The 22,328-nt window shown below is 62.5% G+C and carries 23 protein-coding genes; all 23 read left to right on the forward strand.

Going from position 1 to position 22,328, the window contains the following annotated elements:
- Positions 1-9: 9 nt before the first annotated feature.
- The 23 genes from Q0I65_RS06125 to Q0I65_RS06235 all read left to right on the forward strand — a co-directional run bounded on the left by Q0I65_RS06125 (position 10) and on the right by Q0I65_RS06235 (position 22,302).
- Positions 10-1,185, forward strand: coding sequence for an MFS transporter (locus tag Q0I65_RS06125; protein WP_296061338.1), 1,176 nt, complete (start codon positions 10-12; stop codon positions 1,183-1,185).
- Between the two features lie 414 nt (positions 1,186-1,599).
- Positions 1,600-2,601, forward strand: a complete 1,002-nt coding sequence (moaA, locus tag Q0I65_RS06130; protein WP_296061340.1) for a GTP 3',8-cyclase MoaA — start codon at positions 1,600-1,602, stop codon at positions 2,599-2,601.
- 105 nt (positions 2,602-2,706) lie between these two features.
- Complete coding sequence (moaC, locus tag Q0I65_RS06135) at positions 2,707-3,219, forward strand: cyclic pyranopterin monophosphate synthase MoaC (RefSeq protein ID WP_277014313.1); 513 nt, start codon at positions 2,707-2,709, stop codon at positions 3,217-3,219.
- Between the two features lie 339 nt (positions 3,220-3,558).
- On the forward strand, positions 3,559-4,032 hold the full coding sequence (locus tag Q0I65_RS06140) for a low molecular weight protein-tyrosine-phosphatase (protein WP_296061216.1): 474 nt from the start codon (positions 3,559-3,561) through the stop codon (positions 4,030-4,032).
- 205 nt (positions 4,033-4,237) lie between these two features.
- The gene (locus Q0I65_RS06145; RefSeq protein ID WP_296061218.1) at positions 4,238-5,041 is read left to right on the forward strand and encodes a YebC/PmpR family DNA-binding transcriptional regulator; all 804 of its coding nucleotides are present in this window, start codon (positions 4,238-4,240) and stop codon (positions 5,039-5,041) included.
- Positions 5,042-5,270: 229 nt separating this feature from the next.
- Complete coding sequence (ruvC, locus tag Q0I65_RS06150) at positions 5,271-5,774, forward strand: crossover junction endodeoxyribonuclease RuvC (protein WP_296061219.1); 504 nt, start codon at positions 5,271-5,273, stop codon at positions 5,772-5,774.
- 9 nt (positions 5,775-5,783) lie between these two features.
- Positions 5,784-6,380, forward strand: coding sequence for a Holliday junction branch migration protein RuvA (ruvA, locus tag Q0I65_RS06155; protein ID WP_296061222.1), 597 nt, complete (start codon positions 5,784-5,786; stop codon positions 6,378-6,380).
- Between the two features lie 14 nt (positions 6,381-6,394).
- Positions 6,395-7,474: a Holliday junction branch migration DNA helicase RuvB gene (gene ruvB / locus Q0I65_RS06160; protein ID WP_296061224.1), complete on the forward strand. Its 1,080-nt coding sequence runs from the start codon at positions 6,395-6,397 to the stop codon at positions 7,472-7,474.
- Positions 7,475-7,513: 39 nt separating this feature from the next.
- Positions 7,514-7,915: a hypothetical protein gene (locus Q0I65_RS06165; RefSeq protein ID WP_296061227.1), complete on the forward strand. Its 402-nt coding sequence runs from the start codon at positions 7,514-7,516 to the stop codon at positions 7,913-7,915.
- A 197-nt stretch (positions 7,916-8,112) separates the two neighbouring features.
- On the forward strand, positions 8,113-8,316 hold the full coding sequence (locus Q0I65_RS06170) for a cold-shock protein (protein WP_158049612.1): 204 nt from the start codon (positions 8,113-8,115) through the stop codon (positions 8,314-8,316).
- 235 nt (positions 8,317-8,551) lie between these two features.
- Positions 8,552-9,979, forward strand: coding sequence for an amino acid carrier protein (locus Q0I65_RS06175; RefSeq protein WP_158049795.1), 1,428 nt, complete (start codon positions 8,552-8,554; stop codon positions 9,977-9,979).
- A gap of 119 nt (positions 9,980-10,098) precedes the next feature.
- A complete protein-coding gene (locus Q0I65_RS06180) occupies positions 10,099-11,490 on the forward strand; it encodes an aminoacetone oxidase family FAD-binding enzyme (protein WP_296061236.1) in 1,392 nt (463 codons plus the stop codon).
- The gene (locus tag Q0I65_RS06185) at positions 11,487-13,715 is read left to right on the forward strand and encodes an FAD-dependent protein (RefSeq protein WP_296061238.1); all 2,229 of its coding nucleotides are present in this window, start codon (positions 11,487-11,489) and stop codon (positions 13,713-13,715) included. Before Q0I65_RS06180 ends, Q0I65_RS06185 begins: the two co-directional genes overlap by 4 nt.
- Positions 13,716-13,867: 152 nt before the next feature.
- Positions 13,868-14,476 (forward strand): L-threonylcarbamoyladenylate synthase, encoded by a 609-nt coding sequence (locus Q0I65_RS06190; RefSeq protein WP_296061242.1) that lies wholly within the window; start codon positions 13,868-13,870, stop codon positions 14,474-14,476.
- Positions 14,477-14,554: 78 nt separating this feature from the next.
- Positions 14,555-15,520, forward strand: a complete 966-nt coding sequence (locus tag Q0I65_RS06195; RefSeq protein WP_296061244.1) for an alpha/beta hydrolase — start codon at positions 14,555-14,557, stop codon at positions 15,518-15,520.
- 55 nt (positions 15,521-15,575) lie between these two features.
- Positions 15,576-17,072: a glycerol kinase GlpK gene (glpK, locus tag Q0I65_RS06200; protein ID WP_296061246.1), complete on the forward strand. Its 1,497-nt coding sequence runs from the start codon at positions 15,576-15,578 to the stop codon at positions 17,070-17,072.
- Positions 17,073-17,104: 32 nt separating this feature from the next.
- Positions 17,105-17,551: a ribose 5-phosphate isomerase B gene (gene rpiB, locus Q0I65_RS06205; RefSeq protein WP_296061250.1), complete on the forward strand. Its 447-nt coding sequence runs from the start codon at positions 17,105-17,107 to the stop codon at positions 17,549-17,551.
- A gap of 135 nt (positions 17,552-17,686) precedes the next feature.
- The gene (gene glyA, locus Q0I65_RS06210) at positions 17,687-18,943 is read left to right on the forward strand and encodes a serine hydroxymethyltransferase (RefSeq protein ID WP_296061253.1); all 1,257 of its coding nucleotides are present in this window, start codon (positions 17,687-17,689) and stop codon (positions 18,941-18,943) included.
- 266 nt (positions 18,944-19,209) lie between these two features.
- Positions 19,210-19,848: a uracil phosphoribosyltransferase gene (upp, locus tag Q0I65_RS06215; RefSeq protein ID WP_296061255.1), complete on the forward strand. Its 639-nt coding sequence runs from the start codon at positions 19,210-19,212 to the stop codon at positions 19,846-19,848.
- A gap of 311 nt (positions 19,849-20,159) precedes the next feature.
- Positions 20,160-20,624 (forward strand): cytidine/deoxycytidylate deaminase family protein, encoded by a 465-nt coding sequence (locus Q0I65_RS06220; protein ID WP_158049787.1) that lies wholly within the window; start codon positions 20,160-20,162, stop codon positions 20,622-20,624.
- A gap of 217 nt (positions 20,625-20,841) precedes the next feature.
- On the forward strand, positions 20,842-21,123 hold the full coding sequence (locus Q0I65_RS06225) for a hypothetical protein (RefSeq protein WP_276998288.1): 282 nt from the start codon (positions 20,842-20,844) through the stop codon (positions 21,121-21,123).
- Between the two features lie 21 nt (positions 21,124-21,144).
- The gene (gene atpB, locus Q0I65_RS06230; protein ID WP_296061262.1) at positions 21,145-21,948 is read left to right on the forward strand and encodes a F0F1 ATP synthase subunit A; all 804 of its coding nucleotides are present in this window, start codon (positions 21,145-21,147) and stop codon (positions 21,946-21,948) included.
- 135 nt (positions 21,949-22,083) lie between these two features.
- Complete coding sequence (locus Q0I65_RS06235) at positions 22,084-22,302, forward strand: F0F1 ATP synthase subunit C (protein ID WP_158049784.1); 219 nt, start codon at positions 22,084-22,086, stop codon at positions 22,300-22,302.
- The last annotated feature ends 26 nt before the right edge of the window (positions 22,303-22,328 follow it).

The raw sequence follows: 22,328 nt of genomic DNA on the forward strand, positions 1-22,328 counted from the left end.
CTCGTGTCGATGAGGTTTTGGGTTCCGCTTGTGGGGATGACGCTTTCGACCTTCGTGTTCAACACGTCGGAGTTCATGCCCATCGGCCTGCTCACCGACATTGCCGCGGATTTCAACATGACCGAGTCGGCGGCGGGCATGCTCATCTCCGTGTACGCATGGGCGGTCATGATTTTGTCGTTGCCGCTTATGCTCTGCGTGACGAAGGTGCCGCCGAAGCGCCTGCTTCTCGGCGTGATCGTCCTGTTCGGCATCTGCCAGCTGCTCTCGGCGGCGTCGGTCAACTTCTGGATGCTTATGGCTGCGCGCATCGGCGTTGCCGCAGCTCATGCGGTATTTTGGTCGATTATCACGCCGCTCGCGGTGCGCGTGGCGCCTTCCTCGAAGGCCTCGCTCGCGCTCTCCATGGTGGGCATGGGAACGTCGGTCGCCATGATCTTCGGTTTGCCATGCGGGCGCATGCTCGGTCTTGCCATCGGGTGGCGTGCGACGTTTCTCACGGTGGGAATCGTGTCGTTCGCCATCGTTGCGTGCCTTGCGTTCGTGTTCCCCAAGCTCGACGCGGGGAAACCCTTCACGCTGGGGAAGCTTCCGAGCCTTCTGCGCACGCGCTCGCTTCTGAGTATGTATCTAGTCACCATCATTGTGATTACGGCGTACTTCACCGGCTACGGCTACATCGAGCCGTTCTTCCAGCAGGTCGCGGGCTTGCCGGACGACGCGATCACCTTTGCGCTCGTGCTTTTCGGCGCGGCAGGTTTGGTGGGCAGCCTGCTGTTCGCCCGTTTGGGGCATGTGACGCTCGCGACGTTTATCCGCTTCGCGTGCGCCGGCATCGCGGCGGCGCTTTTGCTGATGGCTCCCGCGGCTGCGGGCGGCGAGGTGTCGTCGTGTTTCGTGTGCGTGCTGTGGGGGCTTGCGGCGTCGCTGTTCAATGTGTCGTTCAACGCCGCTGTCATCAAGTGCGCGCCAGAGGGTGCGAGCTCGGTCGCTATGTCGATGTACTCGGGGCTCTACAATCTTGGCATCGGCACGGGAACATGGCTTGGCGGTGTGGTCACCGCGAATGCGGGGATCGGGCTTATCGGGTACGTTGGCGGCGTCCTTGCGCTGGTGGGGCTTGCCTACTGCTGCCTGCGCTTCGTTGGACTTCTGCGCCAGGTTCGCCATCCGTCGATCGGGTAGCTTCAATCTGCGGCGGCACCCCTGGTCGTGGGGCAGCTCCAACCTGCGAGGACGCCCCTGGTCGCGGCGGTATGCCCCGTGCTCAAACAGTCCTCGCTGCGCTGCGGAACTGCGCTCGGGGCACGGGGCCGCTTCAACCTGCAGTGGAGTCCCTAGACGCGGGGCAGCTTCAACCTGCGGGATCGCCCCTGGGCGCGGCGGCATGCCCCGTGCTCAGACAGTCCTCGCTTCGCTGCGGAACTGCGCGCGGGGCACGCCGCCGCGCCCAGGGGCGTCATCGCCTGTGGACTCGTGCCACTGCGTGACAAGAATTCTCGAATCGTCTTATATGGTAGCGCCCCGACAACAGTTGTGCGGCGTCTTGCCTTCTTGGAGTATACTAGGCAACTGCGAATGAACTTCAAGGAGGGGAATATGAAGGACGGCCATGGCCGCGTAATCGATTACCTGCGTATATCGCTGACGGATCGCTGCAATTTCCGCTGCGTGTACTGCATGCCCGAAGAGGGAGTGCAGCAGCTCTCCCATTTCGATATCCTGCGAATCGAAGAGGTTGAGCAGGCGGTTCGTATCGCGACGACGATCGGCATTAAAAGTGTGCGCCTGACAGGCGGCGAACCGACGGTGCGCAAAGGCCTTGTCGACCTGGTGCGCAATATCGCCGCAATGCCCGAGATCGAGAATGTCTCGATGACCACGAACGGCGTGCTCTTGCCGCGCATGGCGGCCGACCTGAAGGAGGCGGGGCTTTCGCGCGTGAACCTCTCGCTCGATACGCTCGACGCCGAGAAGTTCCACAAGATCACGCGTTGCGGGTCGCTCGACGACGCGCTTCGCGGCATCGATGCGGCGCTTGAGTCGGGATTCAACCCCGTGAAAATCAATGCGGTCGCACTCCGCTCGCTTGCGGACGGCTTCCTCGATTTCGCCAAGCTGTCGGTCGATCGCCCGCTGCATGTGCGCTTCATCGAGCACATGCCCATCGGCGATGTCTCTGAGGTCGACGGCATCAGCTGGGGCAAGGACGGCGTCATTTCCTGCGAGGAAGTGTTCAACATCATCAACGAGGGCGCTCGAGCGCAAGGTTTGGGCGAGCTCGTTCCGGCGGGGGAGGACAAGCCGATCGGCTGGGGTCCCGCAGAGTACTATCATTTCCCCGGCGCCGCGGGCACGGTGGGCTTCATCAGCCCGCTGTCGCGCCACTTCTGCAGCAAGTGCAACCGCCTGCGCCTGACGGCCGATGGCAAGCTGCGCCCGTGTTTGTTCTCCGATGAGGAATACGACCTGCGAACTGCGTTGCGCGAAGGCACCGAGGAAGACCAGCGCGCCGTGTTTCTGCAGGCCCTTGGTGCGAAGCCCGACGAGCACCATGACAAGGTGGGAACCGAGCGCGGCATGAGCCAAATCGGCGGCTAGGTTTTTCGAAGGCTGCGCGGCACTTCGGCGCCGTACGGCTTTCGCCAGCTTCCCATATCGTTTAGAATCACGGGCGTAACGGACGCTTTTCGAAAGGAATTCACCATGAGTGGCGATACTCATTTGACGCACATCGACGAGAAGGGCGACGTCCGCATGGTCGACGTGTCCCAAAAGCCGGACACCGAGCGCGTTGCGATCGCAGAGGGCTTCATCTCCATGCATCCCGAGACGCTGGCGCTCATCGTGGAAGGCAAGGCTGCGAAGGGCGACGTTTTGGCGTGCGCGCGCGTGGCGGGCGTGATGGCGGCCAAGCAGACGAGCACGCTCATCCCGATGTGCCATCCGCTGAACATCACGAAAGCCAAGGTGGAATGTACGCCGGTGCTTGAGGGTGAACGCGAGGACGGCCGCGTGGGCATCCATGTCACCACGACGACGGGCGTCACCGGCAAGACTGGCATCGAGATGGAGGCCCTCACGGCGGCGAGCGTCGCATGCCTCACCGTGTACGACATGTGCAAGGCGGTCGACCGCGGGATGGAAATCTCCGAGATTCGCCTGCTCAAGAAGGATGGCGGCAAGACGGGCCTGTGGCTTCGCGGGGAATCCGAGTAGCTGGAACGCAAGCGGCGCCGACCGCTTAACTGAGTCGTTGGCTGACGGACCCGTCCGCGCCTTTCCGCGCGGTTCGGGCCCGTGTTATTTTGTCTGTGGGCGCTTGCCTGTCGATACGGATCTCGTGTCGTGGCGCCCGCGCCTTTCTACGAGCGTTCTCTGGCTGACGCGTTTTGCGTTTCGAGTTGGCACCTTCCCGTGCGCGGGCACTGCTTGCCGGTCCTCTTTCGCTCTCGGCTTGTTAACCTTTTCGCAACGGAAGACCCTTATGATTAAACGTTGCTGGCCCAGCCATGTTGGCTTCGGCTGGCATCTCGAAGAATTGGCGGAAGGGGGCTCGTGCATAGCATCCTATTTATATGCCACGGCAATATCTGCAGGTCGACCATGGCGCAATTCGTCATGGAGGACATGGTGCGCAAAGCTCGTCTTGGAGGCAAGTTCTCGATCGACTCTGCGGCAACGAGCACCGAAGAAATCGGCGAGCTGCCTCATCCAGGCACGCTGAAAAAGCTTCGCGAGCAGGGGATTTCCACGCATGCCCACCGCGCGCGGCAGGTGCGGGCAAACGAATACGGCGAGTGGGACCTTTTCGTCTACATGGACAGGGAGAACCTGCACGGCCTCGAGTCTATCTTCGGCGGCGACCCTCAGAAGAAGTTCGTGCGCCTGCTCGATTTTCTTCCCGATGAAGACCCTCGTCACGGCAAGGATGTGGCCGACCCGTGGTACACCGGCAACTTCGACGCGACCTATCGAGACGTCGTCGCCGGGTGTCGCGGCCTGCTCTCGAAGCTGGAAGGTGAGCGCTAGAAGCTGCGCCAGGAACGCAAGCATGTCGCCGTGGTGCCTAGACGGGTTTTTGGGGCCCTTCTTGTTTCGGGTGGGTGATCGCCGTCGCGCTGATGACAACTTTCTCTTCTGCAAATTGCGTGCGGGTGGGGCGTGGGGTATTTGTGTAGCTTGCCCTCTGTGCTAAACTATGCGGCTGGTATTTGCATTATCGGAAGGGACGTATATGTCAGGTCACTCAAAATGGGCTACAACGAAGCACCGCAAGGCTGCCCAGGACGCTAAGCGCTCTGCTTTGTTCTCCAAGCTTTCCCGTAACATCACTGTTGCTGCGAAGGAAGGTGGCGACCCGAACCCCGAGAACAACGCGTCGCTCGCCGCTGCTATCGAAAAGGCGAAGGGCTACTCCCTGCCGAAGGACAAGATCAAGACCGCTATTGACAAGGCTTTCGGTTCCGGCAAGGACGCCGCGAACTACGAAACCGTTCAGTATGAAGGCTACGGCCCGGCTGGCGTCGCTATCTTTTGCGAGGCTCTAACCGACAACCGCAACCGCACCGCGGCTGACGTGCGCAGCGCGTTCACCCATGCGGGCGGCTCGCTCGGCACTTCCGGTTCCGTGTCGTTCCAGTTCGAGCGCAAGGGCCAGATCATGGTCGCCAAGGAAATCGAGACCGGCGACAAGAAGAACCCCATCGGCCCGAACGGTGCTGCCGCTGACGAGGACGAGTTCATGATGGCCGTCGCCGAGGCTGGCGGAGACGACTACGAGGATGCCGACGAGGAGTGGATCGTCTACACCTCGCCGTCCGACCTCATGGCCGTGAAGAAGGCTATCGAGGAGCAGGGCGTTCAGGTGAAGGGCGCTGAGCTCACCATGATTCCGTCCACGCCGACCGAGGTGTCCGTGGCGGACGCCAAGAAGGTCATGCGCCTCATCGATCGCCTCGAAGAGCTGGAAGACCTCCAGAACGTCTATCACACGATGGACATCACCGACGAGATTGCCGAGGCTTTGGAAGAAGAATAGTCCTGTGGACTATTCTTTCCCCATCTAGGCGCCCGAGCGGGCGCGCCCTGCTCGCGCGAAGCGTCGGGTAGGGTGAGGAAGCTTTCCGGCTTTGGGAATGGATTTGCAAGGCGGCTCCGAAAGGGGCCGCCTTTTGCGTTTCTTGCGAAGGAAAACGCGAAAGAATGTTCGCATCTCGAATCGGTATGCTACAATAGCGAACAAACGTTTGGGAATGCAAGGGAGCACAGTGGCAACGCGCGAGCGCATCATACTCGGGATTGACCCAGGCCTGGCGAACACGGGCTGGGGAATCGTGTCGCAGCGCGGCGCCAAGCTCTCGTGCATCGCATACGGTTGCGTATCGTCGCCCGCGCAGGTCGAGCTCTCCTTGCGCCTTCGCAAGATCCACGAGCAGATTGGCGCGGTGATCGATCGCTTCAAGCCCACGTGCGTGGGAATCGAAACGGTGTGGTTCGGGCAGAACATCACTGCGGCGTTCGCAACGGGCCAAGCGCGCGGCGCGGCGCTCGTCGCCTGCGCGGAGGAAAACCTCAGCGTGGGGGAATTCACGCCTCGCCAGATCAAGCTAGCGGTAGTAGGCACGGGCACTGCCGACAAGGAACAGGTGCAATACATGGTAAGCCAGCTGCTCTCGCTCGATTCGGTGCCAAGTCCCGACCACGCCGCCGATGCGTTGGCCGCCGCCATTTGCTACACCACTCACGAAGGCTTCGGCGGACTTGCGAAGTAAGGAGCAAGTATGATCGCGTTTCTCAAGGGTAAGCTCGCCGGCAAAACGCCGCAAGTCGCCTATATCGACGTGAACGGCGTGGGATACGCTGTCTTCATGTCGGCAACGGCGCTCTCTAAGCTGCCGGAATCCGGCGGCGCCGTCACGGTGCTCACGTATCTGCAGGTGAGCGATGCGGGCATCGCGCTTTACGGGTTCCTCTCAGAAGAGGAGAAGGCCACCTTCGAGCGCCTGATCGGCGTGACCGGCGTCGGGCCGAAGGTCGCGCTGGCGGCGCTTTCCACGTTTTCCCCGCGCGCGCTGGCGGATGCTGTCGCCGCGCAGGATGTCGCTCTCGTGCAGAAGATCCCCGGCGTGGGCAAGAAGAGCGCATCGCGCATCATCCTCGAGTTGAAGGGCTCCTTCGACGCGAGCTTTGAAAGCCTGCTCTCCGAGCCTTCCGCGCAAACGATTCTCGATGACAGGCTGAAAGGCGCGGCCGAGGCGCTTCTCTCCATGGGATTTACTTCGCAGGAGGCAGAATTGGCGTTGAAGGGGGCTCCCGAGGGCGCGACCGAGGCAGCGCTGTTACAATATGCCCTTAAGCGACTGGGTACGGCTCATTAGATGAAAAGGACGCAATGGCGGACGGTGTTCAAATAGAGGGAATGGTCTTCGAGGCGGCAACTGCGATGCAGGGTGGAGCGTCCCCGTCTGCAAGCGATCGCGCGGTGGCGCCCAACTTGCAAGAGGACGACCTCGCGCTCGACCGTAGCTTGCGCCCGAAGAAGCTTTGCGACTACTTGGGGCAAACCAAGGTGAAAGAGTCGCTCGCTATCCTTATCGAGGCGGCGCAGCAGCGCAAGGAATGCGCCGACCACATTCTGTTTTCCGGGCCTCCGGGGCTTGGCAAGACCACGCTTGCCACGGTGGTCGCCAACGAGCTCGGTGCGAACATCCGCACGACGAGCGGTCCGGCTATTGAGCGAACGGGCGACTTGGCGGCAATCCTCACGAACCTCGAAGAGGGCGACGTCCTCTTCATCGACGAGATTCATCGCCTGAACCGCATGGTCGAGGAAGTGCTCTATCCCGCGCTCGAGGATTTCGCGCTCGATATCGTGGTGGGGAAGGGGCCGGCCGCGCGATCGATCCGCCTCGACCTGCCCCATTTCACGCTCATTGGCGCAACGACGCGAACGGGCCTGCTCACAGGTCCTTTGCGCGATCGCTTCGGAATCGCATTCCGCCTGCAGTACTACACGCCCGAGGAGCTCGCAGCAATCGTTGCGCGCTCTGCCGCCATCCTGGACGTTCCCATTTCCGAAGATGGCGCGCTCGAGATCGCCCGCCGCAGCCGCGGAACCCCGCGTCTGGCGAACCGCATGCTCAAGCGCGTGCGCGACTGGGCGCAGGTGAGGGGCGACGGCGTTATCGACGAGGATGTCGCGGCGCAGGCGCTCAGCTTCTTCGAGGTGGATAGCTTGGGGCTCGACGCGGTTGACAATCGTATCCTAGAGCTGCTTGCCGTGCAGTTCGGCGGGCGCCCCGTGGGCCTCACCACGCTTGCGTCGGCGCTCTCGGAAGACGCCGACACCATCGAAGACGTGTACGAGCCCTATCTCATGCAGCAAGGGCTTATCGTGCGCACGCCGAAGGGCCGTCAGGCGACCGAGCGTGCTTACGAGCATCTGGGAATCGTGCCGCCGAAGGCCGACTGACGAAGGACCGACTGTAACCTACCGCGAACGGGGAGTGCCATGTTCGAACAAGATTATCTCATGCGTTTGCTCATGCAGTTCATGCAGGCGATGCGCCGCAGTATCGAGCGCGCCGACGACGGCCGTGATCCGGCTGCCGCTGCCGACCTGCTCGAGAACGCTATCGGCGACGCGACCGATCTCGACGGGTCGATGCTTCTTTCGCTTGCCCCCGAATCGATGGCCTCGGTGCTCCAAGTGTCGGGCGTCGACCCGCATGTCACCGAGTACGTCGCGAATAGCCTGCAGCTCGAATCCGAGTTTCTGCGCAGTGCGGGAAACGATGAGCTCGCAGAGGTTCGCGCAGGCCAGGCGCAAGCGCTCGCCTCGGCCTACGGGTTCGAGCTTACCGAGGGCACGCCGGCTGAGCGGCTCGACTATCTCGAGTCGACGCAGGACTAAGGGCGAGCCGTTTCCGTTGGCATTTCCCCGCATCGCATGCTTCGGGAAAAATGGTTCGAATTCCTGCGATTTCGGAGCGGTTTCGCAGCGCGATAGCGTATAGTATTCATGTGCCCTCGAAGTGAGGGCGAGTGTTGCCGCCATGCAACGCGCAGAGTTACCTCCCCGGCTTAAGGGGAAGAGAAGAGGATTTTAAAATGGCGGAAGGTACTGTTAAGTGGTTCAACCCGGAAAAAGGCTACGGCTTCATCTCCCAGAAGGATGGCGAAGACCTTTTCGTTCATTTTTCCGAGATCAAGATGGACGGCTTCAAGACGCTCGATGAGGGCCAGGCTGTTTCCTTCGACGTTACCACGGGTCAGAACGGCAAGCTCCAGGCAAGCAATGTGGTGAAGCTGTAAATCCTTTTTTACATTCATACATGCTGAACGGCCTCGCGAAAGCGGGGTCGTTTTTTATGCCTTGACGTGTGGTCTCGTAAAACATAGTAATGGTAATCAAATGCTCGGTATCTAAAGATGCTTTCGTTTCTGGATAGGCTTCGGCGTTGAGGATTTACCGACGATGTTTTCTCGTTGCCGTTCGGGGGATGCGCCTGCGCGAGGGTTTGCGTTTCCTTTAAAATAGCGCGTTACTATGATTGAAATCTTGAACACCATTGACTCAGTCGTGTGGGGGCCTGCGATGATCGCGCTCCTGCTCGGCACCCATATCTTCCTCACCGTTCGTACGGGCTTCATCCAGCGCAAGCTGCCTCAGGCGCTTCGCATGTCGTGGGGCGGCGGCACCTCGAAGGGCGAGGGCGATATCTCCAACTTCGGCGCGCTTGCGACGGCGCTTGCCGCGACCATCGGCACGGGCTCGATCGTCGGTGTTGCCACGGCAATCCTGGCAGGCGGTCCGGGCGCCGTCTTCTGGATGTGGATCACGGGCGTGTTCGGCATGGCCACGAAGTATGTGGAGGTCTACGCCTCGGTGCGCTATCGCGTGCGCGACCATGCGGGCAATATGCTCGGCGGCGCCATGTACGTGTGGGAACGCGCCTTCACGCGCAAAGACGGCACGCGCCCTTGGTGGGCGAAGCTCGGCGGCATCGCGTTCGCCGCGTTCGCCGTCGTCGCCACCATCGGCACGGGCTCGGCGGTGCAGGCAACGTCCATGACAGGCATCATCACGTCCTCGATTCCCGGCATCCCCGACTGGGCGGTCGGCATCGCCATCGTCGTGCTGGTGGGCATCGTCATTTTCGGCGGCGTGCAGTCCATCTCGCACGTGTGCGAGAAGCTCGTTCCCGTCATGGCAGTTGCCTACGCCGGCGGGTGCATCGTGATTCTGCTGATGAACGCGCCTGCCCTCGGCAGCGCGATCGGCCTCATCTTCGAGTGCGCCTTCACGCCGAAGGCCGCGTTCGGCGGCGCGGTCGGCTCAGGTCTTCTGATGGCGCTGCAGTTCGGCTGCGCCCGCGGCCTGTTCTCCAACGAGTCGGGCCTTGGCTCCGCCCCCATCATCGCGGCGGCCGCTAAGACGAAAAACCCCGCCGAGCAGGCGCTTATCGCCATGACTGGCACGTTTTGGTCCACGGTCGTCATCTGCGCGCTCACGGGCATCGTGCTCGTGTCGACGATGATCGCACACCCCGAAATCCAGGCGGAGGTGCTCGCCGACCCGACGTTCTACACCGGCGCGCAGCTCGCCTCCACCGCGTTCGCCACCATTCCCTATGTCGGAACGCCGATTCTCGTCATCGGCATGGTGTCGTTCTCGTACTCCACGATTCTCGGCTGGTCGTACTATGGCAACCGCTGTGCCGCCTACCTGTTCGGCAAGCGCGCCATCCTGCCGTACCACATCGTGTACGTTCTCGTCGCGTTCCTCGGCGCGATCGGCGTGGGCAACGTGGTGTGGACCATCTCCGACATCGGCAACGCACTCATGGCCATTCCCAACATCATCGCCATACTGCTGCTTTCGGGGCTGATCTGCCGCGAGACGAAACACTACGTCTACGAGGGCAACATCGAGGAAGAAGACACGCGGGAAATTCCCATGATCTCTTCGAAGTAGGCGCGGCTGCAAACGAGTCGATAGATTTCCCCAGGGGCGCCGTCGGGCGCCCTTGTTGTTTGCGAGGCGAAGAGAAGTCAGCGGAAAGCGGCGCCCCGCATCGCCTATACTCTTACATCATGAAAAAGATTGCCATCATAGGCGGCGGCGCGGCCGGATTGGCTGCAGCCATCGCCGCTGGAAACGAACTTGCGCGGCTCGGCGCGGCGGACGAGTGCGAAATCGTGCTCTTCGAGGTCGACCCCGAGCGTGTGGGCCGCTCGATCCTCGCGACGGGGAACGGCCGCTGCAACTTCTCGAACGCCCACATCGACCCTGCGTGCTACCGCAACGCCGACTTCGTGGAGGCTGCGCTGCGCTCGCTCGCGCGCCTTTCTGAGGTCTCCGAGTGGGGGAGCGTTCAACCTGTAGGAGCCTACGGAACCTCCGCGCAAGGGCGCGCCCAACCTGCAAGCGTCTTCGAAGCGCCTGGTCGGGAAAGCGCCCAACCTGCGAGCGTCTTCGAAGCGCCCGTACAGCGATTCTTCTCCGACTTGGGCCTTATGTGGCGCGAAGAGGGCGAGGGCCGCATGTATCCGGCCGCCAACAAGGCGTCGTCGGTGCTCGAGGTGCTGCGCGCCGCCCTCGATGCGTCGGGTGCGCGCGTGGAGTTCGGGAAATCCCTTCGCGCAATCGAGCTGCCCGCGAAAGGAAAGACGCGCTCCCATCTGCGCTTTTCCGACGGCTCGATCGCTCATGCCGAAAAGGTCGTTCTCGCTGTTGGCGGGCGTGGCACGAGCGCCGTCGATATGCCCTCCGCAATTCCGTGCGAGCCGACGCGTCCAGTCCTGGGGCCGCTTGCCACCGATTCGCGCATCACGCGGCAGCTGAACAACATCCGTGTGAAGTGCTCCGTCTCGCTCGAGCGCTCGGGAAGCCTCGTCGCGCGCGAGGAAGGCGAGCTTTTGTTCCGCGACTACGGCGTGTCGGGCGTGTGCGTGTTCAACCTGTCGCGCTTTGCCTGCGAGGGGGACGTGCTCTCGATCGATTTCCTGCCGCATATGCCCGCCGCCGACCGTGATGCGTGGCTGTTCGCGCGGCGCAAGCACCTCTCGGCCCGTCTGGGCGAAAACGGCCAGATTGCCGCCGAGGACGTGCTGCGCGGCGCGATGCTTCCTCAGGTGGCGCAGGTACTTTGCAAGTGCGCGGGAATCGATCCTGCGCGCCCGCTTTCCAAGAAAGACGTCCTTGCGCTCTCGCGTGTCATCGGCGGCTTGCGCCTTACGGTTCGAGGCATCGGCGACGCGAAGCAGTGCCAGGTCTCGCGTGGCGGGCTTTCGGTTGCGGCGTTCGACCCGCAGACGATGGAAGCCGTGTGCGCGTCGGGCCTGTTCGCGGCTGGCGAGGCGCTCGACGTCGATGCTCCCTGCGGGGGCTACAACTTGCATTGGGCATGGTCATCGGGCCTGCTCGCGGGCATGTCTGCTGCTTGCAGTGCCGTGTCGGCCGATGGGGAAGGGAAAGGGAAATGAGCTCGAAGGATACCCGCGGCGACAAGGGCGCGAACACTGGCAAGAGGGCAGGCGGCAGCAAGAAGATGAGCGGCAAGAAGACGGGCGACGCTATGGGGTCAACCAGGGGCAAGAAGGCGGGCGGCCGTTCCCATCGCGAGGGAAAGCCCAGGTCACAAGCCTCATCCCGCCAGCGTAGCAACCGCCCCTCGCGTGTCGCCTCCTTCGACGCAAGCGCACTTGAGGGAGCGGAGGTCATCGAGGTATCGAACGTCGCGCTTCCGCTTGACGCAGGGCTGGATGACCTTGCGAGCGAGGCAAACCGCCTTACCTCTGTCTCGGGCGCAAGTGAGGCAAACCGCCCGATCTCTGTCCCGCGTGCGGTTGAGGTAGAGCGCCCGAACGCCGCTGTGCCCGCGACCCCTCCTGCGCCTGTCGCGCCCGCGGAGGGCTCCCATGCGGAGAGCCTCTCGCGAGCCGCCATCGCTTCCGCGCTCGGGATTGCACCCAGGGACATCGCGTCGTTTTCCCTTGTGAAGCGAAGCGTCGATGCGCGGAAGAAGTCGAACGTTCACTTCAACGCCACCTATGCCGTCCGTCTTGCGCGAGGCATGGCCTACGACGCGCTTTCCCCCGCTCGCGGGGTAAATGTTCGTGCGTACGAGCCGCCTGCGCCGCTCACGATTCCTGATTTAAGGTCGCATGTGGCATCATCTGATGGCCGTATCGTCGTCGCAGGCACGGGCCCGGCGGGGCTGTTCTGCGCGCTGTACTTGGCGGAAGCGGGTCTGCGCCCGCTTGTGGTCGAGCGCGGTGCCGCGGTTGACGAGCGTACGGCGGCCATCGAGTCCTTCAACGTGGGCGGCCCGCTCGATGCGGCGGCGAACGTGCAGTTCGGGGAAGGCGGCGCCGGCACGTTTTCCGACGGCAAGTTGACCACGGGCACGAAAAGCCCGCATATCCGCCACGTGCTCGAGGCGTTTGTCCAGGCAGGGGCGCCTGACGAGATTCTCTGGCAGGCGAAGCCCCATATCGGCACCGACAAGCTGCCCGCCGTCGTGAAAAGTATTCGCGAGCGCATCATCGCCGCAGGTGGCGAAGTGCGTTTCCTCACCCGCTTGGCCGATATCGAGCTGGCGGGCGGTGCGGTTCGCTCGGTCGTGCTGGAGGACTCCCGCACGGGCGCTCGCGAAGCGGTCGAGGCCTCGCGCGTCATCGTCGCGTGCGGGCACTCGGCGCGCGACATCTTCGAGCTCGCCCGCGATCGGGGGTTCGCGCTCGAGCGCAAGCCCTTCTCGATGGGCGTGCGCATCGAGCATCCGCAGTCGCTCATCAACCGTGCGCAGTACGGTGCGGCTGCGAAGCACGCGGCGCTCGGTGCTGCCGATTACAAGATGGCGGTGCGCGTCCCTGTTTGCACGGGCGACACTCACACGGATGTTGCAAGCGACAATGCAACCCGCGGCGTGTATACCTTCTGCATGTGCCCAGGTGGGGAAGTTGTCGCGGCGGCAAGCGAGGAAGGCGGTGTCGTCGTGAACGGTATGAGCCGCTTCGCGCGCGACGGCGAGAATTCCAACAGCGCGCTGCTCGCCGACGTGCGACCCGACGACTTGCCGGGGAACGACGTCATGGAAGGTGTCCGCCTGCAACGCGAGGTCGAGCATGCGGCGTTCGAGCTTGCTCGCCGCAACGGCGGGGTGCCCTATGCCGCGCCCGCGCAGACGGTGGGGGATTTCCTCGCAGGTGCTACATCTTCGAGCGAGCAACCTGAAGGCAGGCAGCCGAGCGATACGGTTGCGGCTGCGTTCGAGGCTCGCCGCCGCACGGTCGAGCCTGGGCATCCTCGCCGCGTGGGCGCGTCTGAATCGCATAGCCGCCTGGTCGTGCGCCCGAGTTATCCGCGCGGTGTCGTTTGGTGCGATCTGCGCGAGTGCCTTCCCGAATTCATCTGCGACGCGCTTGCGCAAGGCCTGCCGTTGCTCGATGCGAAGCTGCATGGGTTCGCCGATTCCGGCGCTGTGCTTACCGGCCCCGAAACGCGCAGCTCAAGCCCCATCCGAATGATTCGCGGGAAGAACTTCCAGGCGCGACTGGCAGGCGATTCGTCCGCTTCGGACGAGGAGCCGGCCACTCGCGTCTATCCGTGCGGCGAAGGCGCAGGTTACGCGGGCGGCATCATGAGCGCCGCCGTCGACGGCCTGCGTGTAGCCGAGGCGATCGCGGCCGAGTTCTCTTCCCGCTAGCACCACTCTCCACTTGCGGTTCGCTGCCATCCCGGCCTTGCGCCCGCCAACCCGCTCGCGGCCCCGCAAAGCCGCGAGTGCTACAATTTAGGGTACATCGCTGCGCACACTGCGCGTACGGCGAACGACAAGTGCTTGAAAAGGTGGTTCCATTGGCGCGTCTTTCCGATTCGATTGCGGTCACGGCGTCTGTCCTCAAGAAGGGACAGTCCGCGATCTTCCCCACGGAAACGGTGTATGGCCTGGGCGTTTCTATTCGCCACGCCGCGTCTCCCGATATCCTGTACAGCCTGAAGCGCCGCGAGAAGGCAAAGCCCATCTCGTGGCTCGTCTCCCAGCAAGATGACCTTGCGCGCTTCGGCCGCTGCGTCCCCGAGTTCGCCTTCGTGCTCGCCCGAACGTTTTGGCCGGGCCCCCTCACGCTGATCGTGAAGGCGTCGGACGAAGTCCCCGAGGCGTTCCGCTCGAGCACCGACACCATCGGCCTTCGCATGCCGAACAACGCCTGCGCGCTCGAGCTGATCGACGCGGTAGGGTGCCCCCTTGCAACGACCTCGGCAAACGTGTCGGGAAAACGCCCAGCGGGCTCCTTCGACGACCTCGACGCCGGCCTTTGCTCCCAGGTTTCCGCGGTGCTTTCGGACGGGGAAGACGGCGCCAAGAGCGGCATCGCCTCAACGGTCGTCGACTGCACGCAGGACCATCCCGTGATCGTGCGCGAAGGTGCCATCACCATCGCGGACATCAAGTCACTTTCGTAGGTTGCCTGTCCGCGCGCGGGGCTTTCCCGCTATACTGAGGGGCGACGGGAAAATCGCTTTGGCGTAAGGGGGAGTCTCGTGTCCAAACCAGTTGAGAAATCATCGGTAGGGTTCAGGTCGTTCGACAAGTCTTCCCAGATAAAAGGAGTGTTGTGGCAGCCCGTTGCCTCGCATGGCGCATCGGGTGCCGCTCCTCGCGCAATCGTGCAGATCGTCCACGGCATGTCCGAGCACATCGGCCGCTACGAGGATTTCGCTCGCTTCCTTGTGAGTGCCGGCTTTGCGGTGTGCGCCCACGACCACATCGGACACGGCCGCTCGGTCACCGACCCGATGGACTTGGGGCACATGCCCCTCGATTGCGGGAAGGACGCCCTCATCGAGGACGTTCACGAGATGCGAAAAACGGTGAGCGCCCGCTTCTCGCGCAAGACGCCCTACTTCATCTTCGGGCATTCCATGGGAAGCTTTGTCACGCGGGCGTACCTGTCCCGCCATGCGGAAGGCCTTTCGGGCGCCGTGATTTGCGGCACCGGCAACGAGCCCGTCGTGAAGTCGAAGATGGGACACGCTCTTGCTTGCCGAGTCGCCGCCAAGCAGGGGGAACGCACGCGCAGCAAGCTGCTCCATAACCTTGCGGACGGGGTCTTTTCGAAGGCCGTCAAAGACGCGCGCACGCCTCTCGACTGGCTTTCCACCGATCCCGCAGTCGTCGATGCCTACATTGCCGACGACCTGTGCGGCCAGACGTTCACGGCTGGCGCCTACGCGACGCTCACGAGCCTTACTGCCGAGGTCGCGACGCTCGATTCGGCGCTCGCGATTCCCTCCGAGCTGCCTATCCTTCTCGTCGCCGGCACGCTCGACCCGGTGGGGAACAAGGGGCGCGGCGTGAAAAGCACGGCCGCCCTGTTCGAGAAGGCGGGAATCAAAGATGTCGAGGTGAAGCTCTACCAGGGCATGCGCCACGAGATCTTGAACGAGCCCGGCAAGCAGCAGGTCTACGACGACGTGCTCGCCTGGATCGACCGCCATATCAGCTGATTTCCCGATTCCGCAATTTGCTGGAAGCATCGGGAATCCCTTCGAGGAGATAATCATGTCGAAAACCTACGTCGTCGCGCTTGACCAGGGGACCACGTCTTCCCGGGCGATGCTCATCGACCACGAGGGGCGTGTCGCGGATGTGGTGCAAAACCCCTTCCCGCAGATCTTCCCCAAGCCGGGCTGGGTCGAGCACGACCCGCGCGATATCCTCTCGTCGCAGCTCGGCGCGCTGACAGAACTTTTGGTGTCGAACGATCTGGGGCCTGACGACATCGACTCCATCGGCATCACCAACCAGCGCGAGACCACGGTCGTGTGGAACCGCGAGACCGGGCAGCCGGTGGCGAACGCCATCGTGTGGCAGTGCCGTCGGACGGCGCCTCTCGTCGAGGAGCTGTGCGGGGCCCCAGGTGTCGCGGCGGAGGTCACGCGCCGCACGGGCCTCATCCCCGACGCGTACTTCTCCGCCAGCAAGATCCGCTGGATCCTCGACAACGTCCCCGGCGCTCGCGAGGATGCGCTCCAGGGGAAGCTCGCGTTCGGCACGGTTGACTCGTGGCTTTTATGGGCGCTCACGCAGGGCGAGGTGCACGCCACCGACGTCACCAACGCAAGTCGCACCATGCTGTTCAACATCCACGACATGAAATGGGACCCGTGGCTGCTCGATTTGTTCGACATCCCCGCCTCGATGCTTCCCGAGGTGCGCCCCTCATCGGGCGACTTCGGCGTGACGAGAAACCCTGCCGTTTTCCCCGGCGTGCCCATCCGCGGCATCGCGGGCGACCAGCAGGCGGCGCTGTTCGGGCAGTGCTGTTTTTCGCCCGGGCAGGCGAAAAACACCTACGGCACGGGTTGCTTTCTTCTTATGAACACGGGGAGCGAGGCGTGCGAGTCGAAAAACGGCCTGGTCACTACCGTTGCCGCGAGCGCGCCTGATGCAAAGGGACCTGAATATGCGCTCGAGGGAAGCGTGTTTATGGCGGGTGCTCTTCTGCAGTGGCTGCGCGACGAGATGGGCCTTATCGACGACGTGGCCGACACCTGCGAGATTGCCCGCAGCGTCGATAGCACGGAGGGCGTCTACATCGTGCCCGCCTTCACTGGCCTTGGCGCCCCGTACTGGGATGCCGAGGCGCGCGGTACGGTCGTTGGCCTCACGCGCGGATCGACTCGCGCCCATTTCGTTCGTGCGGCGCTCGAATCGCTCGCTTACCAGGTGCATGACTTGGTGGTGGCGATGGAGGCCGACTCAGGCGTGAAGCTCTCCGAGCTCAACGTCGACGGCGGCGCGTCGAAAAACGACTTCCTCATGCAGTTCCAATGCGATATGCTTCGCACGTCGCTTCATCGTCCGAAGAACGCGGAGACCACTGCTGTCGGCGCCGCGTACCTGGCTGGTTTGGCGACGGGCTTTTGGGAGAGCACCGACCAGCTGCGCGGGCTGCGCACGACCGATGACGTCTACGAGCCGCAGATGGACCACACGCGCCATGCCGAGCTTTTGGAAGGATGGCGGCGCGCGGTGGGGCATACGAAGACGAAATAGGGCAGGTTCACGACATAAGGGAGAGTAGGAACATGATTATCAGCATCGCAAGCGATCACGCGGGTTTTGAGCAGAAGCAGCTTTTGGCTGTCTACCTTGAGGAGAAGGGCTACGAGGTGCACGATCTGGGCCCCGACTCCGATGACCGCGTCGATTACCCCGACTTCGCCGCCAAGGTCGCCCATGAGGTGGCAGACGGCGTGGCAACGTATGGCGTTCTCGTCTGCGGTACGGGAATTGGCATGGCCGTCGCCGCTAATAAGATCAACGGCATCCGCGCGGTGAACGTCATCAACACCCAGTTCGCCGAGCTGTGCCGCGAGCACAACGACGCCAACATCGTGACGCTGTCGGGTCGCTTCGTCGACGTGGAGGAAAACAAGCGCATCCTTGACGTGTTTCTGTCGACCGACTTCGGCGGCGGACGCCATGCGGGCCGCGTCGAGAAGATCATGGCGCTCGAGACTCCGTCGGCGTAACGGCCGCGGTTCCCGGTTGAGTCAGTTTTCCCTTGACCAACGCAGGCTTCCCCTAACCAACTTGTAACAATTGCGCCTGCTCATTGTGCTAGAGTGGGCGCATACTTTTTTCGGGCTCTGGAAGGGGCGAGTGATATGACGTTGCAATATGTAAGTGAAAGCGATCCCGAGGTCGCCGACGTTCTTCGCGCTGAGCTGGGACGTCAGCGCACGAGTGTCGAGCTCATCGCTTCGGAGAACTTCACTAGTCCGGCTGTCATGGAGGCCATGGGCAGCGTGCTCACCAACAAGTACGCGGAGGGCTATCCCGGCAAGCGCTATTACGGCGGTTGCGAGAAGGTAGACATCGTGGAGGACCTCGCGCGCGATCGCGCCTGCAAGCTCTACGGCGCGCAGTTCGCGAACGTCCAGCCCCATTCCGGTGCGAACGCGAACCTGGCGGCGTACTTCGCGCTGATTAAGCCCGGCGACACCATTTTGGGTATGGGCCTCGACAACGGCGGCCATCTTACTCACGGCAGCCCGGCGAACTTCTCGGGCAAGCTCTACCATGCGGAATCCTACGGCGTCGATCCCGCGACCGAGGTCATCGACTACGACGCGCTTCTTAAAAAGGCGAAGGAGGTTCGCCCGAAGGTCATCGTCGGTGGTGCTTCCGCCTATCCTCGCACGATCGACTTCCCGCGCATGGCCGAGATCGCGCATGAGGTGGGCGCCTACCTCATGGTGGACATGGCCCACATCGCCGGCCTCGTCGCCACGGGCGCACATCCCAGCCCTGTGCCGTATGCCGACATCACGACGTCGACCAGCCACAAGACGCTGCGCGGTCCACGCGGTGGCTTCATCCTGACGAACTCCGAGGAGCTCTTCAAGAAGATCAACTCCGCGGTGTTCCCCGGCTCGCAGGGCGGCCCGCTCATGCACGTCATCGCCGGCAAGGCGGTCGCGTTCGGCGAGGCGCTCAAGCCTGAGTTCAAAATCTACATCGACCATGTGGTCGAGAACGCGAAGGCGCTCGGCCAGGGCATGACCGACGGCGGCCTGCGCCTGGTGTCGGGCGGCACGGACAATCACCTGTGCCTCGTGGACCTCACGCCCGCCGACGTCACCGGCAAGGATGCCGAGAAGCTGCTCGAGCGCGTCGGCCTCACGGTGAACAAGAACACCATCCCCAACGAGCAGCGCAGCCCCTTCGTGGCGAGCGGCATTCGAGTCGGTTCTGCTGCGGCGACCACGCGCGGCTTCACGAAGGAAGACTTCTACGAGGTCGGCCTGTGCATTGCCGGCACCGTGTTCAACGCCGACGATGACGCGAAGCTCGCCGACATCAAGAAGAAGGTCGACGCGATGCTCGAGGCCCATCCGCTCTACCCGGGTTTGGAGTACTAGAAGCCGCCCGCTGGGCAGACAATATTTTGCGCCAGGTCGACGAGTTCTCGACCCTTTTTCGCGAGGATGGGAGCGAGTGCGCGGTTTGGTTCTTCGACGTGGGTCGGGAAATGACGCTTTCCTGAATTCTTAGTCGGTGCATGCGTCGGTTGTGGCTCACGCGGCGGCGCAATGCTGGTAGAATCGCATCAAACGGTGAAGGGCTCGCGGCTTACCGCGGGCCCTTTTCTTTGTGGAAGCTTAACTTCGGCCGAAAGAAGGACCCAATGGACAACAGCCGCGTCACCCTCGTCGATCACCCTATGGTGCAGCACAAGCTTTCCATCCTGCGCGATAAAACGACTTCTTGCAAGCAATTCCGCGAGCTCGTGCGCGAGCTTGCCCTGTTCGAGGGCTACGAGGCAACGCGCGATCTGCCGCTGGCCGACGTGGACGTCGAAACCCCCATCTGCACGGCGCGCTGCAAGCGGGTGTCGGGCAAGAAGCTCGCGGTGGTGCCCATCCTCCGTGCCGGGCTTGGCATGGTCGACGGCGTGCTCGACCTGATCCCTGCGGCGCGCGTGGGCCATCTTGGCATGTACCGCAACGAGGAGACCCATGAGCCGGTTCCCTATTACGACAAGATGCCCGAGGACATCGCCAATCGCACGGTGCTCGTGGTCGACCCGATGCTCGCGACGGGCGGCTCGATCATCTCGGCCGTCACCTACCTGCGCTCGCGCGGCGTCACCGGTGAGATCAAGCTTATGGTCCTCGTCGCCGCGCCAGAGGGCATCAATGCCGTTCTCGCCGCCGATGACAACGTGCACATCTACACGTGCGCCATTGACGAGGGACTCAATTCCGCGGCCTATATCGTCCCCGGCCTCGGCGACGCTGGTGACCGCATCTTCGGTACGAAATAAATAACAGTCCTGTGGACTGTTATTTCCCTGTCTATGCGCCCGAGCGGGCGCGTCCCCGAACGCGCGAAGCGTCGGTCGGGGACAGGGAGTCCTGTGGACTGTTATTTCCCTGTCTATGCGCCCGAGCGGGCGCGTCCCCGAACGCGCGGAGCGTCGGTCGGGGACAGTACGGTTTCAAGTGGTCGAGAACGCGGCGGCGCTCACAAAGCGAGTTCCGCACGAGCCGAAAGCGCCAGTGGCGCTTTCGCGCGAGCAGGACTGCCGAGCGACTGAGCGTTGCCGCGCTCTCGCCATATGAGGGATGGATTCCAATGACCCAAGACAAGAGACCCAGCTGGGACGAATACTTCATGACGCTTGCCAACCAGGTTGCCACGCGCACGACGTGCATGCGGCGCGGGGTGGGGGCCGTCATCGTGAAGGAGCGCCGCATCCTCGCGACGGGGTACAACGGCGTGCCTGCGGGACTTGCGCACTGCGCCGAGACTGGATGCTTGCGCCAGCAGCTCGGCGTTCCCTCGGGGCAGCGCCACGAGATTTGTCGCGGGCTCCATGCCGAGCAGAACGCGATCATCCAGGCCGCGCGCTACGGAATCAACATCGCGGGCGCCTCGATCTACATCAACACCCAGCCCTGCGTTGTGTGCGCGAAGATGATCATCAACGCCGATATCGAGGAGATCATCTACCAAAATCCCTATCCCGACGAGCTCGCTATGTCGATGCTCGAGGAGGCGGGAATCAAGCTTCGGGTGTTCGAGCCGGCGAACAAGTAAAGGACTGACCTCGAAAAATACGAATCACAAGAGGAGCCTTCGCGCGGTGCCCCCAAAGTGAGCGGTCCCTCTTTTCGGCCAAGCGCGCGTAAATGACCGCTCACCCGAAAAAAGGACGTGTTTCCTACGGCGCCTTCGCGACTCCTTCACATTCGGCTATTATACGGAAGGCTTTTAGAAGGGCGCAGTGCGCGCAGAGGGTCAAGGAAAGAAGGACATGGTAGTAGCAATCATCGTCGCGGTGCTCGTTGGACTGGTGAGCGTCATCCCGTTCAATGTGGCTATCAAGAAAATCCGCGCGGTCGATCCGACCAAGTCTTTGAATCTCCTCGGCCCTTTCCTTTTGACCATTGCCGCGTCGTTTGTCATCCTCGTCGCGGGTATGGTCGTGTGCAAGCTCGTTGCGCCTGACGTCGCGCTCGCGTATGCGGTTGCGGAACTTGTCGCATTCGTGGTCGGGGTTATTGTCTTCGGCGTGTTTTTGTCGAAGCGTCGATAGAGAAGGAAAAAGGAGAGGTACATGGCTTTTGAACTAACGGGCAATCCCCTGAACGATATCTCCGCTCCTATTGAGGAGCTCAGCGAGTCGTTCAACTCGACGCTCGTCTTCGATTTCGGCAATGGCGTCGGAATCACCCAGTACACCTTTTGGATGATCATCATCTGCGCGATCGTAATCGTGGGCGTGCTCGTGGGCGTGCGCAAGATCAAGGTTGTCCCCGAGGGCAAGTTCGCAGGCCTTGTGGAGTGGGGCTACGACGCAGTTCGCCGCAACATGGGCGAGGGCGCTATCGGCCATGGCTACAAGAAGCACATCCCGTTCATCGCGACCATGTTCTTCTTCATCCTCATCTCCAACGTGATCGGCCTTATCCCGGGCGCGAAGACGCCGACCGGCACCCTGTCCGTCACGTTCGCACTTGCATTGCTCTCTTTCCTGTACTTCAACTTCTACGGCATCAAGGCCAAGGGCGGCTGGGGCTACATCAAGTCCATCGCTCCGTCGGGCCTTCCTAAGCCGATGGTTCCCATCATCTGGTTCTTCGAGTTCTTCTCCCTGGTCATCCGCCTGCTGACCCTTGCCGTTCGACTTTACGGCAACATGTTCGCCGGCCACATGATCCTCGGCATCTTCGCGATCATGACCCAGTTCTTCATCCTCGATCTGATCTCGTTCGCCAATCCCGCAGGCGTCGCCGCGATTGCATGGGCTGTGTTCCTTATCGCCATGTACGCGCTCGAATGCCTCGTTGCCTTCCTGCAGGCATACGTGTTCTCCGTGCTGACGGCCGTGTACGTGGGCCTCGCTCAGAGCGAGCACTAGAACCGCGCGGGCCGCGCCCGCATCGCGCCGAAAGGCGCACCGATTCGGTTTCAACGACGTTTCCGTTAGAAACGCCGAGAGACATAAGTAAAGCAGTTTTTGAGAAAAGGCTCAGAAACGAAAAAAGGAGGAAAAGTGGAAGCTACTCTCGTTATCGCAGCCCTGAAGGTTGTCGGCTACGGCCTCGGCACCATCGGCCCAGGCATCGGTCTTGGTCTTTGCGGCTATGGCCTGTGCGTTGGCTCTGCTCGCCAGCCCGAGCTCGCCGGCAAGCTCTTCACCAACGCGCTTATCTTCGGCGCTCTGGCTGAGGCACTCGCCCTTATCGGCTTCGTTCTTACCTTCATCTTCTAAATCGGCTGTATCGTTTTAGAAATACA

Source organism: uncultured Ellagibacter sp., from assembly GCF_934643285.1.
Classification (GTDB): domain Bacteria; phylum Actinomycetota; class Coriobacteriia; order Coriobacteriales; family Eggerthellaceae; genus Ellagibacter.

Coding starts and splice junctions, on each gene's coding strand:
- Q0I65_RS06125 (WP_296061338.1), top strand. CDS start 10: ATGAGGTTTTGGGTTCCGCTTGTGGGGATGACGCTTTCGACCTTCGTG.
- moaA (WP_296061340.1), top strand. CDS start 1,600: ATGAAGGACGGCCATGGCCGCGTAATCGATTACCTGCGTATATCGCTG.
- moaC (WP_277014313.1), top strand. CDS start 2,707: ATGAGTGGCGATACTCATTTGACGCACATCGACGAGAAGGGCGACGTC.
- Q0I65_RS06145 (WP_296061218.1), top strand. CDS start 4,238: ATGTCAGGTCACTCAAAATGGGCTACAACGAAGCACCGCAAGGCTGCC.
- ruvA (WP_296061222.1), top strand. CDS start 5,784: ATGATCGCGTTTCTCAAGGGTAAGCTCGCCGGCAAAACGCCGCAAGTC.
- ruvB (WP_296061224.1), top strand. CDS start 6,395: ATGGCGGACGGTGTTCAAATAGAGGGAATGGTCTTCGAGGCGGCAACT.
- Q0I65_RS06165 (WP_296061227.1), top strand. CDS start 7,514: ATGTTCGAACAAGATTATCTCATGCGTTTGCTCATGCAGTTCATGCAG.
- Q0I65_RS06170 (WP_158049612.1), top strand. CDS start 8,113: ATGGCGGAAGGTACTGTTAAGTGGTTCAACCCGGAAAAAGGCTACGGC.
- Q0I65_RS06175 (WP_158049795.1), top strand. CDS start 8,552: ATGATTGAAATCTTGAACACCATTGACTCAGTCGTGTGGGGGCCTGCG.
- Q0I65_RS06180 (WP_296061236.1), top strand. CDS start 10,099: ATGAAAAAGATTGCCATCATAGGCGGCGGCGCGGCCGGATTGGCTGCA.
- Q0I65_RS06185 (WP_296061238.1), top strand. CDS start 11,487: ATGAGCTCGAAGGATACCCGCGGCGACAAGGGCGCGAACACTGGCAAG.
- glpK (WP_296061246.1), top strand. CDS start 15,576: ATGTCGAAAACCTACGTCGTCGCGCTTGACCAGGGGACCACGTCTTCC.
- rpiB (WP_296061250.1), top strand. CDS start 17,105: ATGATTATCAGCATCGCAAGCGATCACGCGGGTTTTGAGCAGAAGCAG.
- glyA (WP_296061253.1), top strand. CDS start 17,687: ATGACGTTGCAATATGTAAGTGAAAGCGATCCCGAGGTCGCCGACGTT.
- upp (WP_296061255.1), top strand. CDS start 19,210: ATGGACAACAGCCGCGTCACCCTCGTCGATCACCCTATGGTGCAGCAC.
- Q0I65_RS06220 (WP_158049787.1), top strand. CDS start 20,160: ATGACCCAAGACAAGAGACCCAGCTGGGACGAATACTTCATGACGCTT.
- Q0I65_RS06225 (WP_276998288.1), top strand. CDS start 20,842: ATGGTAGTAGCAATCATCGTCGCGGTGCTCGTTGGACTGGTGAGCGTC.
- atpB (WP_296061262.1), top strand. CDS start 21,145: ATGGCTTTTGAACTAACGGGCAATCCCCTGAACGATATCTCCGCTCCT.